Origin of the sequence: Micromonospora sp. WMMD754 (assembly GCF_049315235.1) — a bacterium.
GTDB lineage: Bacteria > Actinomycetota > Actinomycetes > Mycobacteriales > Micromonosporaceae > Micromonospora > Micromonospora sediminicola.
On the sequence record NZ_CP186058.1, the window covers coordinates 3,459,076 to 3,476,235 of the forward strand.

Annotated in this window: 16 protein-coding genes; 10 read left to right on the forward strand and 6 right to left on the reverse strand. The window is 74.4% G+C overall.

The features are described 5' to 3' along the window. Positions 1-4: 4 nt before the first annotated feature. Entirely contained in the window at positions 5-940 is a 936-nt protein-coding gene (locus ACN27B_RS16850) for an SMP-30/gluconolactonase/LRE family protein (RefSeq protein ID WP_422740965.1), read from the reverse strand. Positions 941-1,017: 77 nt separating this feature from the next. On the opposite strand from ACN27B_RS16850, the gene ACN27B_RS16855 reads away from it, so the two are divergent. Further along, positions 1,018-2,007, forward strand: coding sequence for an ArsR/SmtB family transcription factor (locus ACN27B_RS16855; RefSeq protein WP_099162152.1), 990 nt, complete (start codon positions 1,018-1,020; stop codon positions 2,005-2,007). On the opposite strand, the gene ACN27B_RS16860 is transcribed toward ACN27B_RS16855, so the two are convergent. From ACN27B_RS16860 to ACN27B_RS16880, 5 genes are all read right to left on the reverse strand, one after another. Beyond that, positions 1,994-2,527: a DinB family protein gene (locus ACN27B_RS16860; protein ID WP_355523299.1), complete on the reverse strand. Its 534-nt coding sequence runs from the start codon at positions 2,525-2,527 to the stop codon at positions 1,994-1,996. The two genes, ACN27B_RS16855 and ACN27B_RS16860, sit on opposite strands and share 14 nt — an antisense overlap. 66 nt (positions 2,528-2,593) lie before the next feature. Further along, positions 2,594-3,082, reverse strand: a complete 489-nt coding sequence (locus ACN27B_RS16865; protein WP_099162150.1) for a universal stress protein — start codon at positions 3,080-3,082, stop codon at positions 2,594-2,596. Positions 3,083-3,084: 2 nt separating this feature from the next. Further along, on the reverse strand, positions 3,085-4,704 hold the full coding sequence (locus tag ACN27B_RS16870) for an MDR family MFS transporter (RefSeq protein WP_099162149.1): 1,620 nt from the start codon (positions 4,702-4,704) through the stop codon (positions 3,085-3,087). A gap of 117 nt (positions 4,705-4,821) precedes the next feature. Continuing rightward, positions 4,822-5,247, reverse strand: coding sequence for a MarR family winged helix-turn-helix transcriptional regulator (locus ACN27B_RS16875; protein ID WP_091580338.1), 426 nt, complete (start codon positions 5,245-5,247; stop codon positions 4,822-4,824). A 13-nt stretch (positions 5,248-5,260) separates the two neighbouring features. Continuing rightward, positions 5,261-6,973 (reverse strand): alkaline phosphatase D family protein, encoded by a 1,713-nt coding sequence (locus ACN27B_RS16880; protein ID WP_422740966.1) that lies wholly within the window; start codon positions 6,971-6,973, stop codon positions 5,261-5,263. A 146-nt stretch (positions 6,974-7,119) separates the two neighbouring features. Here ACN27B_RS16880 and ftsY point away from each other — a divergent pair, with 146 nt between their 5' ends. The 9 genes from ftsY to ACN27B_RS16925 all read left to right on the forward strand — a co-directional run bounded on the left by ftsY (position 7,120) and on the right by ACN27B_RS16925 (position 17,040). After that, the gene (gene ftsY / locus ACN27B_RS16885; protein WP_422740967.1) at positions 7,120-8,301 is read left to right on the forward strand and encodes a signal recognition particle-docking protein FtsY; all 1,182 of its coding nucleotides are present in this window, start codon (positions 7,120-7,122) and stop codon (positions 8,299-8,301) included. 8 nt (positions 8,302-8,309) lie between these two features. Then, a complete protein-coding gene (locus ACN27B_RS16890; protein ID WP_172967835.1) occupies positions 8,310-9,173 on the forward strand; it encodes an aminoglycoside phosphotransferase family protein in 864 nt (287 codons plus the stop codon). A gap of 165 nt (positions 9,174-9,338) precedes the next feature. Next, on the forward strand, positions 9,339-10,748 hold the full coding sequence (locus tag ACN27B_RS16895) for an ammonium transporter (RefSeq protein ID WP_099162146.1): 1,410 nt from the start codon (positions 9,339-9,341) through the stop codon (positions 10,746-10,748). 25 nt (positions 10,749-10,773) lie between these two features. Continuing rightward, a complete protein-coding gene (locus ACN27B_RS16900; protein ID WP_013284578.1) occupies positions 10,774-11,112 on the forward strand; it encodes a P-II family nitrogen regulator in 339 nt (112 codons plus the stop codon). 26 nt (positions 11,113-11,138) lie between these two features. Beyond that, a complete protein-coding gene (locus tag ACN27B_RS16905) occupies positions 11,139-13,394 on the forward strand; it encodes a [protein-PII] uridylyltransferase (RefSeq protein WP_422740968.1) in 2,256 nt (751 codons plus the stop codon). A 131-nt stretch (positions 13,395-13,525) separates the two neighbouring features. Next, entirely contained in the window at positions 13,526-14,428 is a 903-nt protein-coding gene (locus ACN27B_RS16910) for an ABC transporter ATP-binding protein (RefSeq protein ID WP_099162144.1), read from the forward strand. Beyond that, positions 14,418-15,239 carry an ABC transporter permease gene (locus ACN27B_RS16915; RefSeq protein WP_099162143.1) on the forward strand — a complete coding sequence of 274 codons (822 nt, stop codon included), beginning with the start codon at positions 14,418-14,420 and terminating at the stop codon, positions 15,237-15,239. The genes ACN27B_RS16910 and ACN27B_RS16915 overlap by 11 nt, the downstream gene beginning before the upstream one ends. A 20-nt stretch (positions 15,240-15,259) precedes the next feature. Continuing rightward, a complete protein-coding gene (locus ACN27B_RS16920; RefSeq protein WP_422740969.1) occupies positions 15,260-16,387 on the forward strand; it encodes a sensor histidine kinase in 1,128 nt (375 codons plus the stop codon). Beyond that, positions 16,384-17,040 carry a response regulator transcription factor gene (locus tag ACN27B_RS16925; RefSeq protein ID WP_091580320.1) on the forward strand — a complete coding sequence of 219 codons (657 nt, stop codon included), beginning with the start codon at positions 16,384-16,386 and terminating at the stop codon, positions 17,038-17,040. The genes ACN27B_RS16920 and ACN27B_RS16925 overlap by 4 nt, the downstream gene beginning before the upstream one ends. Positions 17,041-17,160 lie beyond the last annotated feature (120 nt).

Sequence of the window (17,160 nt, forward strand, 5' to 3'; positions counted from 1 at the left end):
CCGCTCACCGCAGGCCCGGCACCTCGGTGACCGTGAACGGCGGGGTGGGCACCGCCGCGAAGAGTTGGCTGTGCACCCAGAGCAGCCGCCCGGCGTCGCGCGCCACCGAGGTCGGCGACCGCTGGATGCCGACCGGACGGGACCGGTCGACCACCCGGGCGGTCCGCAGCCCGGCGTCGAGCCGGGCCAGGTTCACCAGGAAACGGGTGCCGCCGACGCCGTCCGGTTCGTTGACCACCCCGTAGAGCCGGTTCCCCTCCAGCAGCAGGCCGTCCGCGCCCATCCGGCCGCCGCTCACCTCGACCTCGGTCACCGACCGGTCGGCCAGGTCGACCCGGAACAGACGCTCGCCGCCCTGTTCCGCGACCAGGGCGACCCGGCCCGACGGGTCGGCCACGACACCGTTGAGGAAGACCGGGGCGGCCGGGAAGTCGTCGGGGCCCACCCAGGGGACCAGGGCGCCGACGCGCCCGCCGTCGAGGGCGGCGCGCCACAGGGTGCCGGTCGCGGAGTCCGTGACGTAGACGGCGTCGCGGGTGACCGCCAGGTCGTTGAGGGCCGCGCCGGGTGCGGCGGCGCGGCGGGCCAGCAGGGCGCCGTCCGGCGCGTACACGAAAAGGGTGGCGGTGGTCCAGCCGGCGACGAGGACGCGCCCCCGGTGGTCCACCCGGACCCCGGCGGCGCTGGTCCGGCCGTCGGCGCCGGGGGCGAGGAACGGGCGCAGCCCGGCCCGGCGGGTGTCGCCCCGGTAGACCGCGCCGGTGGCCGAACTCGTGACGTACATCGTGCCGGAGGGGGTGACCGCGAGCCCTTCGGGCAGCACGCCCGGCGCGCGGGAGACGACGTAGGTGTCGGGACGGACGCTGGTGGGGGCGGGCCGGGGTGCGCCGACGGTCACCGCCGTCAGGACCGCGGTGGCCGCCGCGAGGAGTGTCTTCACGCGACGCAGCGTCCGGCGGCGCCGGCCCGCCCGGTAGCCCCTTTCGGTACGGGCCGAAAGGTGGCTACCGTGCGCCGGTGACCACCGTACGGCTCAACGCCACCGACCTGAGCCGCACGGTCCTGCGGTCCGATCCGGCGGTGCTGGTCGAGCTGGCGATGGCCGCCCAGCGGCTGGTCCTGGCGGACGTGCCGGAGCACCTCGCCGGCTGGCGGTCGCGGACCCGGGCGGCGTTGCGCCCCGAGATGCGGCCCTACCTGGACCTGTGCCGGACGCCCTACCTGGTGCCGGACTTCGTGACCCCGCCGGTGTTCGACGGCGGCCTCGACGCCCTGCTGGACCGGGTCGCGGACACTCCGGACGAGGCGCTCGCGGCCGAGCTGGGCCCACTGGTGGCGTCCGGCGCGCTGCCCGCCCGGGTGGCGCCGCTGGCCGCCGGGGAGCCCGCCGCCCGGGCCGGGCTGCGGGCCGCGATGCGCGCCTTCCACGGCGTGGCGCTCGCGCCCTACTGGTCGGAGATCGAGGCGGCGGTACGCGCCGACCGGGCGGTACGCGGCCATGCGCTGGCGGCCGGCGGCCTCGATCGCGTGCTGCGCGACCTCAGCCCGTACCTGGCCTGGGCCGAGACGGGGGAGGAGTACGCGCTGTCCTACCGGTGCGCGGTCGCCGACGACGTCGAGGTGGCCGCGGGCGGCCGGGGCCTGACCCTGCTGCCCTGCCACCTCGCCCCGCAGCCCTACCTGCTGGCGGACCCGGGCGGCCCGCTGGTGCTGGTGTATCCGATCCGGCCGGGGCGGCGTGAGCTGGGGCCCGGGGCGCCGCTGGCGGACCTGCTCGGGCGCACCCGGGCGGCCGTGTTGGCGGCGACCGCCGACGCACCGGGCACCTCCCAGCTCGCCCGTCGCGTCGGCGTCTCCGCCGCCACGGCCAGCGAGCACGCGGCGACCCTGCGGGCCGCCGGGCTGATCACCACGCGGCGGGACGGCGCGGCGGTGCGGCACTGCCTCACCCCGCTGGGCGAGCAGGTGCTGCGGGCGGGCGCCCCGGCCGAGGTCAGGCCCCGGTGACGCCGTCGATGCGCTCGCGGATCAGGTCGGCGTGGCCGTTGTGCCGGGCGTACTCCTCGATCATGTGCACGTAGACCCAGCGGAGGTTCATCTCGTCGCTGCCGCCGTCGCGCCGGGCGCGCCGGAACGTGTGCTCCAGCGGCAGGTCGGCCACCGCCCGGTCGGCCGCGTCGATCTCGGCTTCCAGGGTGGCGAGCGCCTCGGCCGGGTCGGCGTCGGCGATGTCGTTGAGGTCGGCGTCCGGGTCCTTGTCGTAGTCGTACATGTCGGGCAGCTCCAGGCCGGCGGCGCGGACGCGGAACCACCAGCGCTCCACGTCGGCCATGTGCCGCACCAGGCCGAGCAGGGTCAGCCCGGAGGGCTCGACGCTGCGGGTGCGCAGCTGCTCGGCGGTCAGCCCGGCGCACTTGTGCCGCAGGGTGTCGCGGTGCAGGTCCAGCCAGCCTTGCAGCATGGCGCGCTCGTCGGCGACGTAGGGCTCGTGGCGGCGGTCGATCTCAGGTGCGGTCCAGGTAGTCATCCCGGCGATGGTAAGAGGGGGCCCCGGTACAACGCGAGGCGTTAAAAAGGGGCCCTTCCTTACCCCTCAGGGCACGACGACGACCGGCCACCGTCCGGCGCGCACCAGCCGGGTGGCGACCGAGCCGACCAACCGGTGGCCGGCCTGTTCGGAGGAGCCGACCACGACCAGGTCGGCGCGGTGCTCGTCGGCCGCCCGGCACAGCTCGGTGTACGCGTCGCCGCGCCGGCTCAGGAACGTCACCGGCAGGTCCAGCTCCTCGGCCCCGCGCCGGCACTCGGCCCGCAGCTCGTCGGCCAGTTCGTCGTGGGTCTGCTGGACCGCGCCGGCCACCACGCCGGACATGATCCCGCTGTACGGCGCGGGCGAGCTGACGAACACCACCACTAGTCCGGCGCCCTGCCGGCGGGCCAGCCCGGCGGCGTAGGAGGCGGCTCGCAGCGAGGTGCGGCTGCCGTCCACGCCGACGAGCACCACCCGGGGTCCGTCGGTGCCCCGCTCGAAGGGCAGCGGACGGGCCTGCGGCCCGTACCGCTCACGCTCCGGTGCGTCCATCGTCAGTCCCGTCCTCCGGTGCGGACCACCGCGGCGGCGCCGCCGGCGGCGACCGTCGACTCCCGGTCGACGTCGGTCGCGATCGGGTCGCCGTTGCTGCGGCGCAGCGGCACCTCCCGGATCAGCACCACGGCGATCAGGGCGAGCAGCCCGAACGGGGCGGCGGCCAGGAAGATGTCGCCGGCGCCGTGCCCGTACGCGGACTCGACCACGGCGCGGATCGGGGCGGGCAGGGTGTGCACGTCCGGCAGCGCGCCGCCGCTGCCCGAGCCGGAGGCCGGCACGCCCAGCCGGCTCAGGCCATCGGCGAGGTAGTCCTTGACCCGGTGGCCGAGCACCGCGCCGAGCGCGCTCACGCCGACCGCGCCGCCGAGGCTGCGGAAGAAGGCCACCACCGAGCTGGCCGCGCCGAGTTCGTGCGCGCCGACCGTGTTCTGCACGGCCAGCACCAGGTTCTGCATGGTCATGCCGAGCCCCAGCCCGATCAGTGCCATGAAGATCGCGAGCCGCCAGTACGGCGTGTCCACGCGCATGCTGCCCATCAGCGCGAAGCCGGCGGTGAGCAGCACCGAGCCGGTCACCAGCCAGCGCTTCCAGCGGCCGGTGCTGGTGATGATCCGGCCGACCACGGTCGAGGCGACCAGCAGACCGCCGATCATCGGCAGCGTCATCAGGCCGGACATGGTCGGGCTCTCGCCGCGGGCGATCTGGAAGTACTGGCCGAGGAAGACCGAGGCGCCGAACATGCCCACGCCGACCGCGACGCTGGCGACCACGGCGAGGGTGATGGTGCGGTTGCGGAACAGCCGGGGCGGGATCATCGGCTCGGCGGCGCGCTGCTCGACCCGGACGGCGAGCGCCCCGAGCAGCACCGCTCCGGCCACCAGGACCGCGCTCTGCCAGGAGATCCAGTCGTACCGGTCGCCGGCGAGGGTGATCCAGACGAGCAGGAGCGAGACGGCGGCGGTGATCAGGGTGGCGCCCCACCAGTCGATGGTGACCTTGCGCTTGACCACTGGCAGGTGCAGCGTCTTCTGGAGCACGACCAGCGCGAGCACGGCGAAGGGCACGCCGACGTAGAAACACCAGCGCCAGCCGAGCCAGTCGGTGTCGACGATCACGCCGCCGATCAGCGGGCCGCCGATGGTGCCGACGGCCATGACCGCGCCGAGGTAGCCGCTGTACCGGCCGCGCTCCCGCGGGGCGATCATCGTCGCCATGATCACCTGGGCCAGCGCGGTGAGGCCGCCGGCGCCGACGCCCTGCACCACGCGGCAGGCGATCAGCTCGCCGGTGGTCTGGGCCTGCCCGGCGAGCACCGAGCCGAGCACGAAGACCGTCAGGGCGAGCTGGACCAGGACCTTCTTGCTGGTCAGGTCCGCGAGCTTGCCCCAGATCGGGGTGGTGGCGGTGGTCGCCAGCAGGGTGGAGGTGACCACCCAGGTGTACGCGGACTGACTGCCGTGCAGGTCGGTGATGATCCGCGGCAGCGCGTTCGAGACGACCGTGGAGGAGAGGATCGCGACGAACATGCCCAGCAGCAGGCCGGAGAGGGCCTCCAGGATCTGCCGGTGGGACATGTCGACGGCGGTCGCCGGGCGGGGCGCTGTCGCCTGCGTCATCGTGGAGTGCCTCCGGGGATGGAGAGGGGAACGGGGGTTGCCTCGGGCAACCGTATGGCTTGGTTGCCTCAAGCAACAACTGCGAGTGGCAGAGCTCCTATTCCCCGGCCGGGTGGGTCAGAACGTCTCGTTGAACCGGTGCATCAACCGGGCGAAGTCCGCCACATCCTCTTTCGGCCAGTTCTCCAGCGAACGCCGGATCTGCCCGAGTCGGGCCGCCCGGGCCGCGTCGAACCGCCGGGTGCCCTCCTCGGTGAGGCTGAGCTGGGCGGCCCGCCGATCGGTCGGGTCCGGGTCGCGGCGGACCAGGCCCAACGCCTCCAGGCCGCCGATCTGCCGGCTCAACGTGCCCTTGCCGATGCCCAGCTTCACCGCCAGGTCGGTGAGCCGGATCGAGCCCGAGCGGCGCAGCCAGAGCAGCAGGCCGTAGGCGTTCGGCTCCAGGTTCGGGTGGACCTCGCGGGCGATCTCCCAGGACAGCGCCCGGCCCCGACGCAGCAACGCGGTCAACTCGTGTTCCACGGCGCGCAGCGTCTCGTCCACGCTCAGAGGGTACTCACTCGCCGTCGCTGAGCTGTTGGCGTGCCACCGGGCGCAACTCGCCCTCGCTGGTGGTGCCCTCGATCACCACGGCGGCCGACCGGCCCGAGTGGGTGAGCGTGGCCACCGCGTTGCCGAAGTAGGGCCCGGCCAGCTTCCGCCACCGCACCAGCGGCCGGCGTACCCCGGCCGAGCGGGCCAGCGCCCGGGCCGCCCCGGACGGCCCCGGGTTCCAGCCGAGCGTCATCAGCGGGCGCATCGCGGCCGGCACCTGGTTGTGGATCGGCGAGCAGGTGAGCTGGTGCACGGGCGTCTTCACCGACCGGTCGGCGAACCGGGCCCGGGCCACGTACGAGTGGTGCACGTCGCCGGAGAGCACGCTGATCGAGGCCGGCCGGGCGTACGCCGGCCCGGCGCCCACCCGCGCCCCGGTGCGCGGCGCGGCGCCGCTGCCCAGCCGGGCGAACAGCTCGCCGAGCGCCTCGAAGGAGCGCCGGAACGCGCCCCAGTGCTCCAGGTCCCAGGCCCGCCGCATCTGCTCGGCCAGCCGGGCCACCCAGGGGCGGCCGGAGTCGGCCAGACGCTCGTTCCACGTCTCCACGTGGTGGATGCCCGGCGGCAGCAGCCAGGGCAGCGAGCTGCCCACCACCAGGTGGTCGTAGACGCCGTGCGCCTGGTCGAGGAACCACGACCACTCGCCCGGCGGCAGCATCGCCCGGTTGCCCGGCTGGAGCACCCGGCTGGACCGGTTGTCCAGCATGACCAGCCGGGTCCGCCCCAGGTCCAGCGCGTAGCTCCACTGGTACTGCACGGCCCGCCAGCGCTCGGTGTCGTGCGCCAGGTCGGCCTCCTTGTCGACCCGCTCGCCGAACTCGTGCAGCACGCTCGTGGCGTCCTCCGCGGCGGCCACCTTCGCGTACACCGGGTCGGCGGCGATCTCGTCCGGGCTCAGGTTGCCCAGGTGCTGGTAGACCCAGTAGGAGGCGAGGCCGCTGCGGATCCGCTCGGCCCACCACGGCTCCTCGCGCATGTCCGCGCGCCAGGACTGCGAGGTGTTCCAGTCGTCGATCACCTCGTGGTCGTCGAAGATCATCACGCTCGGCACGGTGGAGAGCAGCCAGCGGATCTCCGGGTCGCGCCACGACTCCAGGTAGAGCTTGGTGTACTCGTCGAAGCTGACCACCTGGGTCGCCGGGGCGTCCTTCGGCCGCCGCCGGCGCCGCTTGAGCAGCTTGCGCACCGTCGGCGAGGTCTCGTCGGCGTAGACCTGGTCGCCGAGCAGCACCAGCAGGTCGGGCAGCGCGGCCTCGTCGGGCGCGGCCATCACCCGCCGGGCGTACGCGTCCAGCGCGTCCGGCGGCAGCTTGCGCGCGGTGGAGTGCTGGGTGGTCTCCCGGCAGGAGCCGAAGAGCAGACTGACCGGCTGGTCGGCGTCGTCGGCCGCGCGGGTGCGGATCACGCTGGGCGGGAACGCGTCGCCGGGCAGCGGCCAGGCCACCTCGTCGTCGACCAGCACCTCGTACGCGCTGACGCTGTCCGGGGTGAGCCCGCTCACCACGACGATCGCGTAGTGGTGGTCGTACGCGGAGAAGGTGGGTGCGCTGCCGGTGGCGCCGTCGCCCGTGCGGACGGTGACCACCGCGGGCGCGCTCGTCTCCACCCAGATCGTCGCCCGCGTGTCGACGACCCGACGCAACAGGGGGCCGATGAGCAGGCGGGAACCGGGCACGACATTACCTCCGACAAGATCGTTTCGGTGTTCCTACCCGGCCGGCGGTTGCGGTACGCCTTCCAGCCGCGAGCGTACCCGCAGGTTGTTCGCGTGCCGAGGCGGTGAGTGGGACGCCGTCGCCGGCATCTGACAGGATTTCGGGCATGAAGGAATACCTCCTCGTCGCTCTCGCCCTGCTCGGCGTGCTGATCATCGGCGGCCTGAGCCTCGTGGTGCCCCGGCTGCGCCGGCGCCCGCAGCCGCCGCTGCCCGAGACGGAGGTCGACACCCGCGCCGAGGAGGATCTGGCCGGCCCGCCGGTCGAGGCCCCGGAGGCGGAGCTCAGCACCGGTGTGGTGGTCGAGGCGCCGCCGGTGGAGGCGCCTCCGGTCGAGGTGCCCGAACCCACCGCCGGCCGGCTGGTCCGGCTGCGCTCCCGGCTGTCCCGCTCGCAGAACGCCTTCGGCAAGGGCCTGCTCGGCCTGCTCAGCCGGGACCGGCTGGACGAGGACACCTGGGAGGAGATCGAGGACAGCCTGATCACCGCCGACGTCGGCGTCGACGCCACCCGCGAGATCGTCGACCGGCTGCGCGAGCGGACCCGGGTGCTCGGCACGCGTACCGGAGAGGAGTTGCGCGCGCTGCTCGCCGCCGAGCTGGTCAACGCGCTCGACCCGGGCCTGGACCGGTCGCTGCGCACCGCGCCGAAGGACGGCGTCCCGGCGGTGGTGCTGGTGGTCGGCGTGAACGGCGCCGGCAAGACCACCACCTGCGGCAAGATCGCCCGGGTGCTGGTGGCGGACGGCCGCAGCGTGCTGCTCGGCGCCGCCGACACGTTCCGGGCCGCCGCCGCCGACCAGCTGGAGACCTGGGGCGGCCGGGTGGGTGCCGAGACGGTCCGCGGCCCGGAGGCCGCCGACCCGGCGAGCGTCGCGTTCGACGCGGTCAGGCGCGGCATCGACACCGGCGTGGACACGGTGCTCATCGACACCGCCGGCCGGCTCCAGAACAAGATCGGCCTGATGGACGAGCTGGGCAAGGTCAAGCGGGTGGTGGAGAAGCACGGCCCGATCGACGAGACGCTGCTGATCCTCGACGCCACCACCGGCCAGAACGGCCTGGAGCAGGCGCGGGTCTTCACCGAGGCGGTGAACGTCACGGGCGTGGTGCTGACCAAGCTCGACGGCACCGCCAAGGGCGGCATCGTGATCGCCGTGCAACGCAAGCTCGGCATCCCGGTCAAGCTCGTCGGCCTCGGCGAGGGCAAGGACGACCTGGCCCCGTTCGACCCGGCGCAGTTCGTCGACGCGCTGCTCGGGACCGAGCCGCTCGCCCGGGACGCGTAGCCTCTCCCGTGACGACTGACGATCGCGCCTACGCGGGGTGGCGCGACCCCAGCCACCCGTCGCCACGCCTCGGGAGACCGTACGTGACTTCGCAGGAGATCCCGCTGCACGGCGGGAACGTGAGCACCGTGGTCCGCGTGGGCGACACGGTCCGGCGCAACGCGGGCCCGTGGACCCCCTCGGTGCACGCGTTGCTGCGCCACCTGGAATACGTCGGCTTCACCGGCGCGCCCCGCGCGCTCGGCATGGACGAGCGCAACCGGGAGGTCCTGTCGTACCTGGAGGGGGAGTGCGGCGAATACCCGCTCGCCCCGCACTGGGTCACCGACGAGGCCCTGGTCACCGTGGCCACCATGCTGCGGATGTTCCACGACGCCCAGTACGGCTTCACCCCGCCGCCCGGCGCGGTCTGGCGCTCGTTCGGGCCGCCCCCGCCGGACACCGAGGTCATCTGCCACCACGACGCCGCGCCGCACAACGTCATCTGGCGACCCGACGGCACGCTCGGGCTGATCGACTTCGACCTGGCCTCGCCCGGCGCCCGCATCTACGACGTGGCGTACGCGGCGTGGACCTGGGTGCCGATCTTCTCCGACCGCGACTCGATCACGCTCGGCTGGAAGCGCCCCGACCGGCCGCGCCGGCTGCGTCTCTTCGCCGACGCGTACGGGCTGATCCCCCGGGACCGGCACCGGCTCATCCGCACCATCCGCAAGCGCATCGTCGACCACGTCGAGGGCATCCGGCGGATGGCCGCCGCAGGTGAGCCGGCGTTCGTCCGGATCGTGCACAAGGGCCACCTGCGCCGGCCGATGCGGGACCTGCGCCTGCTCGACTACGAGCGGCACCACCTGGAGTACGCGCTGCGCTGAGCAAGATCGGCGTTCGTCACACGCCGGAAACAACCTGTCACGTGTCGGAAATCGAGCGGTGTCGGTGAAGGAAACAGCGGCCGACAAAGCTTCCGCGCAACCGGCGTACGGGCGACGCTGCCCCGGAAGCCGCGAAGGAGGGAACTTCACCTTTAGGAGGCCAGCGTGCCTGAAGCACCGACGATCGACGGCGGCAACACCGTTTGGCTGCTGGTTTCGACCGCTCTCGTGCTGCTCATGACCCCCGGGCTGGCGCTGTTCTATGGCGGTCTGAACCGGTCCAAGGGCGTGCTCAACATGATGATGATGAGCTTCTCTGCCATCGGGCTCATCTCTGTTCTGTGGTGGTTCTACGGTTTCAGCGTCGCGTTCGGCAGCGACGTCAACGGGCTCTGGGGTGACCCCGGCGCCTACCTCGGCACCAAGACGTTCCTCGCCGAGACCGACCTCTGGGGCGCCACGGCGGAGAACCCCAGCGGCATCGGCGTCCCGCTCTACGTGTTCATGGCGTTCCAGATGGTCTTCGCGGTGATCACCGTCGCGCTGATCAGCGGCGCGATCTCCGACCGGGCCAAGTTCGCCGGTTGGCTGCTCTTCGCGTTCGGCTGGGCCACCCTGGTCTACTTCCCGGTCGCGCACTGGGTGTGGGGCGGCGGCATCATCGGCGCCAAGCTGCACGCGCTGGACTTCGCCGGCGGCACCGCGGTGCACATCAACGCCGGTGCGGCGGCGCTCGGCGTGGCCCTGGTGCTCGGCAAGCGGATCGGTTGGCCCCGCGAGGGCATGAAGCCGCACAACATCCCGCTGGTCGCGCTCGGCGCCGGTCTGCTCTGGTTCGGCTGGTTCGGCTTCAACGCCGGCTCCGAGCTGACCGTCGACTCGGTGGCCGGCCTGGCGTTCCTCAACACCCAGCTCGCCACCGCCGCGGCGGTGCTCGGCTGGCTGCTGGTCGAGCGGATCAAGGACGGTCGCCCGACCATGGTCGGCGCCTCGTCCGGCGCGGTCGCCGGCCTGGTCGCCATCACCCCGGCCTGCGGCTTCGTCGCCCCCTGGGCGGCGGTCCTGCTGGGTCTCGTCGCCGGTGCGGTCTGCGCGCTCGCCATCAGCCTGAAGTACAAGCTCGGCTACGACGACTCCCTCGACGTGGTCGGCGTGCACTTCGTCGGCGGCTGGATCGGGTCGCTCTGGCTCGGCCTCTTCGCCACCAACTCCGTCAACGGCGCGATCAGCGACGTGGTCGGCGCCTCCGACGGCCTGTTCTACGGCGGCGGCCTGACCCAGCTCGGCCGGCAGGCGCTGGCCGGTCTGATCGTCACCGTCTGGTCGGCCGGGGTCGCCTGGCTGCTCGCCTTCGCCATCGAGAAGACGATCGGCTTCCGGGTGTCGGCCGAGGCCGAGGTCGACGGCATCGACGTCGCCGAGCACGCGGAGAGCGCGTACGACCTGTCGCCCACCACGGGCAGCAGCGGCGGCGCGTTCGCCATGGCCGGGATCGGCGGCACCAAGCCGACCCCGGAGCCCGCCGACGAGGCGGACGAGTCCGCCGCGCCGGTCAGCGAGAAGGTCGCCGGTTAACGTTCCTGGGATGGAGGGGTTGGACATGAAGCTGGTGACCGCGGTCATCAAGCCGTACCAGCTGGACGCGGTGAAGGAAGCCCTGCACGCCCTCGGCGTGGCCGGGCTGACCGTCAGCGAGGTCCAGGGCTACGGCCGGCAGAAGGGGCACACCGAGGTCTACCGGGGTGCCGAGTACACGGTCGAGTTCCTGCCCAAGATCCGGGTCGAGGTGCTCACCGACGAGATGGACGTCGACAAGATCGTGGACGCGATCGTCGGCGCCGCCCGGACCGGCAAGATCGGCGACGGCAAGGTCTGGGTGACCGGCGTCGAGGAGGTCGTCCGGGTGCGTACCGGCGAGCGCGGGCTCGACGCCCTCTGACGACGGGACCCACCGACGTGACCTCGTTGACCACGGAGACCGGCCCCACCGGGGGCGGCCCGCCCGTGGTCAACGAGGTCGCCGGCGTACCCGCAGGCATCGGCGCGGCGGCCCGGTCGGCCCGCGCCGACGCGCTCGACACCTGGCTGCGCCGGATCTTCCCGGAGCGGCCCGGCGTCGCGCTGGTCGCGGTGGGCGGGCTGGGCCGCCGCCAGTGCGCCCCCTACGGCGACCTCGACCTGGTGCTGCTGCACGCCGGGGTGCCCGGCATCGACGAGCTGGCCGCCTCGCTCTGGTATCCGGTCTGGGACGCCGGGCTACGGCTGGACCACTCGGTGCGCACGGTCGCCGAGGCGCTGTCGGTGGCTCAGGACGACGTCAAGGTCGCCCTCGGCCTGCTCGACGCCCGACACGTGGCCGGCGACCCGGCGCTGACCGACCAGCTCGCCCGCACCGCCACCGACCACTGGCGGCGCACCGCGATCCGACACCTGCCCGGCCTGCGGGAGATCACCACGGCCCGCTGGGAGGCCCACGGCGAGCTGGCGTTCCTGCTGGAGGGCGACCTGAAGGAGGCCGCCGGCGGGCTGCGCGACGTCGGCATCCTGCGCGCCATCGCCACCGCCGGCGTCACCGACGCGCTCCGCCCGGCCGTGCACGCCGCGCACCGGCGGCTGCTGGACACCCGCGACGCCCTGCACCACCAGGTCGGCCGCCGGGTCGACCGCCTGGTCGCCCAGGAACGCGACGGCGTGGCGAAGCTCCTCGGCGTCGACGAGGGCGACGCGCTGCTGCGGCTGGTCGCGGGGGACGCGCGGACGGTCAGCCACGCGCTCGACGACGCCTGGCGGGCCGCCGACCGGCTCCGGTCCGGCCGGCACCGGGCCGCGCCCGGCCGACCGCTGCGCCGCCCGGTCGCCCGCGACGTGGTGGAACAGGACGGCGAACTGGTGCTGGCCCGCACCGCGATCGGCGCCCGCCCCGACCCGAGCCTGTCGCTGCGGGTCGCCGCCGCGGCGGCCACCACCCGGCTGCCCATCGCCCGGGCCACCTGCGAGTGGCTGGCGGCATACTGCCCGCCGCTGCCCGCGCCCTGGCCGCCGGCCGCCCGGGCCGCGCTGATCACCCTGCTCGGCGCCGGTCCCGGCCTGGTGCCCACCTGGGAGACCTGCGACCGGTACGGGCTGGTCGACGGCTGGCTGCCCGAGTGGACCCGGCTGCGCAGCCTGCCCCAGCACAACCCGGTGCACCGGTTCACCCTGGACCGGCACCTGGTGCAGGCCGCATACGAGGCGAGCCGGCACACCCGCGACGTGGAGCGCCCCGACCTGCTGCTGCTCGGCGCGTTCCTGCACGACATCGGCAAGGGACTGCCGGGGGACCACTCCACGGTCGGGGCGCCGCTGGCCGAGGCGGTGGCCAGCCGGATCGGGCTGCCGCCGGCCGAGGTGGCGCTGATCGGCACCCTGGTCCGGCTGCACCTGCTGCTGCCCGACGTGGCCACCCGTCGCGACCTGTCCGACCCCAAGACGGTCGCCGGGGTCGCCGAGCGGGTCGGCGACACCACCACCCTGGAGCTGCTGCACGCGCTGGTGCGGGCGGACGCCGCCGCCACCGGCCCGGCCGCCTGGTCCGGCTGGAAGGGCCGGCTGATCGCGGAGCTGGTCGCCCGGGTGCGGACCACCCTGGACACCGGGGTGGTGCCGGCCCCGCCGGCCCCCGACCCGGCGCTGCTGGCGGGGCCGCTGCCGGTCGTACACCTGGGGGAGGACCGGGTGTCGGTGGCCGCGGCCGACCGGCGGGGACTGCTCGCCACGGTGGCCGGATGCCTGGCCCTGCACCGGCTGGAGGTGATCTCGGCGGACGCCGCCACGGTCGACGACCGCGCGCTGGTCGAGTGCCGGGTGCAGCCGCGCTACGGGCTGGCCCCCGACCCGATCGCGCTCAGCGCCGACCTGCGCCGCGCGGTCACCGGCGACGTCTCGGTCACCCAACGGCTACGCGGCCGGGCCCTGGCGGCGCGGAGCCGGGGGGCGGCGCCCCGGGTCGTCTGGCACCGGGAGGCGGCCACCGACGCGGTGCTGCTGGAGCTGCGCGCCGCCGACGCGGCCGGGCTGCTCTACCGGGTCGCCTGCGCGCTGGACGAGGCCGGGGCCCAGGTGCGGGCCGCCCGGATCTCCACGCTGGGCGGCGACGTGGTGGACGTGTTCTATCTGGTCGGCGGCTGGCCGCCGGACGAGGAACGGGCCCGCGTCGAGGCCGCCGTGCTGGCCGCCGTGTAAGGAAGGGCCCCTTCTTAACGTCTCCGGTAGAGGAACGCGCTTCGCTCGACACCCGCTACGCCCGTCGACGTACGCCGGGAGCCGCCGCCGGGCCGACGCGCCGGCCGGCCGGCGGCGGGACGCTCGACGGCATGAACCTGCCAGTGCGGACCCACGGGCTCACCAAACGGTACGGCGGCCTCACCGCTGTTCGGAATCTAGACCTGACCGTGCGGGCCGGCGAGGTGTACGGCTTCCTCGGCCCCAACGGCGCCGGCAAAACCACCACGCTGCGCATGCTGCTCGGCCTGATCCGGCCCAGCGCCGGGGCGGTGCGGCTGCTCGGCCGCACCCCCGGCGCCGGGCGGCTCACCGGCGTCGGCGCGCTGATCGAAGGGCCGGCGTTCTACCCGTACCTGTCCGGCCGGGACAACCTGCGCGTGCTGGCCCGTTACGCCGACGTCGGCGCGGACCGGGTCGACGCGGTGCTGGACCTGGTCGACCTCGCCGACCGGGCGGGCGACCGGTACGCCGGCTACTCGTTGGGCATGAAGCAACGCCTCGGGGTGGCCGCCGCGCTGCTCAAGGACCCGCGCCTGCTGATCCTGGACGAGCCCACCAACGGACTCGACCCGGCCGGCATGGCGGACATGCGGACCCTGATCCGGCGGCTCGGTTCGGCCGGGTCGACGGTGCTGGTCTCCAGTCACCTGCTCGGCGAGGTCGAGCAGGTCTGCGACCGGGTCGGCGTGATCGCCCGGGGCGTGCTGGTGGCCGAGGGCAGCGTCGACGAGCTGCGCGGCGCGGCCGGGTTGCGGCTGCTCGCCGACCCGCTGGACGAGGCGGCGAGCCGCGCCCGGGAACTCGTCGGCGCGGACCGGGTCCGCGTCGTCGACGGTGGGCTGGAACTGGCGGTCGAGCCGGAGCGGGCGGCGTGGCTGAACGCCGAACTGGTCGGCGCCGGGCTCGCCGTGCGCGAGCTGCGGCCCCGGGAGCGGGACCTGGAGCAGATCTTCTTCGACCTGGTGGAAAGAGGTATGGCCGATGTCGCGTAGTTTCCGCGCCGAGCTGGTCAAACTGGTCCGACGCCCCGCCGTCTGGCTGCTGCTGGCCATCACGCTGGCGCTGTCGCTGATCTTCACATATCTCTTCCCGTACGCCGGGGTGGCCGGTGACGCGGACGGCCCGAACACGGACCGGGCGCTGCCCGCCATGCTCCCCGACCACCTGGTCGGCAACTCGATCGGCGGCCTGCCGATCTTCCTCGGCGCGATCCTGCTGATCCTCGGCGTGCTCACGGTGGGCGGCGAGTACGGCTGGAACACCTGGAAGACGGTGCTCACCCAGGGACCGACCCGCACCGAGGTGTACGCCGGCAAGCTGCTCGCCCTCGCGCTCGCCGCACTGGCCGTGGTGCTCGCCGTGTTCGCGGTCGGTGCCGTGGCCGCCGCGCTCATCGCGTCCGTCGAGGCCCAGCCGGTGCGCTGGCCGTCGGCCGGTGACCTGGTGGTCGGCGTGGGCGCGGGGTGGCTCATCGCCACGATGTGGGCCATGCTCGGTGCCGTGCTCGCGGTCGCGTTGCGCGCGGTGGCGTTGCCGGTCGGTCTGGGCCTGGTGTGGATGCTCGCGGTGCAGAACCTGCTCGCCGCGATCGCCGCTCCGCTGGTCGACTGGGTCGCCACCGCCCAGCAGGGGTTGCCGGGCCCGAACGCCGGGGCGCTGGCGGCGGCGCTGGGCGCCCCCTTGGACACTCCGGGCGTGGCGGCCACCGTCGGCGGCGGGCAGGCCGCCGTGGTGGTGGGCGCGTACCTGGTCGGTTTCGCGGTGATCGGCGGTGCGCTGCTGCGCCGGCGGGACATCGGCTGAGGCGGGACGGGGGAGGGGACGTGGATCGTGGGCGCGGTGACCGGCGGCGGTGGCTGCTCGACGGCCTGCTCTGCGCCGCGCTGCTGGCGATCGGGCTCGCCGGCACCGCGCCGGCCGGTCTGAACCAGGGCATGCACGCCGACCCCGTCGCCTACCCGCCGGTGGTGGTGGCGGCGCTCGTGCTGGCGGTACGCCGCCGTTGGCCGCTGCCCACCCTGGCGGTGGTCGTCGTGGCGGCCACCGCGTACCTGATGCTCGGCCAGCCGTACGGTCCGATCCTGCTGTCGTTCTTCGTCGCGGTCTACACGGTGGCCGCGCACCGGCCGGTGCGGACCGCGGCGGTGGCCGGCGCGGTCGCGCTGGCGGCGTTGGTGGGGTACGTCTTCGTCGGCGTACGCCCGCCCGGCCCGGTGGGTCTGATGCCGGCCGCCGCCTGGGTGGTGGTGCCGTTCGCGGTCGGGGTCACCGTGCGGTTGAGCCGGGAGGCCGCCGCGCGCGCCCGGGGCGACGAGGCCCGCCGGCTGGCCGACGCGGAGCGGCTGCGGGTGGCCCGCGAGGTGCACGACGTGGTGGGCCACGGGCTCGCCGCGATCCACCTCCAGGCCGAGATCGCGCTGCACCTGCTGGCCCGGAGGCCGGAACAGGCCGAGGCGGCGCTCACCGCGATCAGCCGGACCAGCAAGGAGGCGCTGGACGAGCTGCGGGTCACGCTCACCGTGGTGCGACGCGAGGAGACCGCCGACCCACGCGCGCCGGCGCCGGGGCTGGGTCAGCTCCCGCAGCTGCGCGATCGGCTGGCCGGCGCCGGGGTGCCGGTCACCGTCGAGGTGAGCGGGACGCCGCGCCCGCTGCCGGTGGCGGTGGACCTGGCCGCGTACCGGGTGGTGCAGGAGGCGCTGACGAACGTCCTGCGGCACGCCGGCCCGGCCACCGCCGCGGTTCGCGTCGGGTACGCCTCGGCCGAGGTCACCGTGGAGGTCACCGACACCGGCCGGGGCGGAACCACCCCGCCCGAGCGGTCCGGCGGCTTCGGCCTCGCCGGGATGCGCGAGCGGGTCACCGCACTGGGCGGTACCTTCAGCGCCGGGCCGGCCCCGCCCGGTGGCTTCCGGGTGCACGCCAGGCTGCCGCTCCGGGAGGTCGCATGATCCGCGTACTGCTCGCCGACGACCAGGACCTGGTCCGGATCGGCCTGCGGGCCCTGGTGGAGAGCGAGGACGACCTGTCCGTGGTCGGCGAGGCCGCCGACGGGCTCGCCGCCGTGGAGGCGGCCCGCCGGGAACGCCCCGACGTGGTGCTGATGGACGTGCGGATGCCCGGCGTCGACGGCATCGAGGCCACCCGCCGGATCGTCGGCGACCCGGCGCTGGCCGGCACCCGGGTGATCGTGCTGACCACGTTCGAGCTGGACGAGTACGTCTTCGACGCGCTCCGGCACGGCGCCAGCGGCTTCCTCACCAAGGACACCCGCCCGGTCGACCTGCTGCGGGCGATCCGCCTGGTCGCCGAGGGGGAGGCGCTGCTGTCCCCGTCGGTGACCCGCCGGGTGGTCCGGGAGTTCGCCACCCGCCCGGCCCGGGTGCCGCGCCCGCACCCCCGGCTCGGGTCGCTCACCGACCGGGAGCGGGAGGTGGTGGCCCTGGTCGGCGAGGGGCTGAGCAACGCCGAGATCGCCGACCGGCTGGTGGTCAGCCCGGCGACGGCGCGGACCCACGTCAGCCGGGCCATGGTCAAGCTCGGCGCCCGCGACCGGGCCCAGTTGGTGGTCTTCGCGTACCAGTCGGGCCTGGTCGTCTCCTGACCCGGGCCGGCGCTCCTGCGGCCCTGCGGCCGAAGGCCGGCCGTCGGCGGTGGGCGGATCTCGTCGTCACCCTGCTGGGCGCGGGGCGGGCGTGGGGTTCTCGGTGCCTTTGGAGCTGAT

Excerpts from the sequence above, each read along its gene's own strand:
- ACN27B_RS16860 (WP_355523299.1), bottom strand. The coding sequence starts at position 2,527 with ATGACTACCTGGACCGCACCTGAGATCGACCGCCGCCACGAGCCCTAC.
- ACN27B_RS16865 (WP_099162150.1), bottom strand. The coding sequence starts at position 3,082 with ATGGACGCACCGGAGCGTGAGCGGTACGGGCCGCAGGCCCGTCCGCTG.
- ACN27B_RS16870 (WP_099162149.1), bottom strand. The coding sequence starts at position 4,704 with ATGACGCAGGCGACAGCGCCCCGCCCGGCGACCGCCGTCGACATGTCC.
- ftsY (WP_422740967.1), top strand. The coding sequence starts at position 7,120 with ATGAAGGAATACCTCCTCGTCGCTCTCGCCCTGCTCGGCGTGCTGATC.
- ACN27B_RS16900 (WP_013284578.1), top strand. The coding sequence starts at position 10,774 with ATGAAGCTGGTGACCGCGGTCATCAAGCCGTACCAGCTGGACGCGGTG.
- ACN27B_RS16910 (WP_099162144.1), top strand. The coding sequence starts at position 13,526 with ATGAACCTGCCAGTGCGGACCCACGGGCTCACCAAACGGTACGGCGGC.
- ACN27B_RS16915 (WP_099162143.1), top strand. The coding sequence starts at position 14,418 with ATGTCGCGTAGTTTCCGCGCCGAGCTGGTCAAACTGGTCCGACGCCCC.
- ACN27B_RS16925 (WP_091580320.1), top strand. The coding sequence starts at position 16,384 with ATGATCCGCGTACTGCTCGCCGACGACCAGGACCTGGTCCGGATCGGC.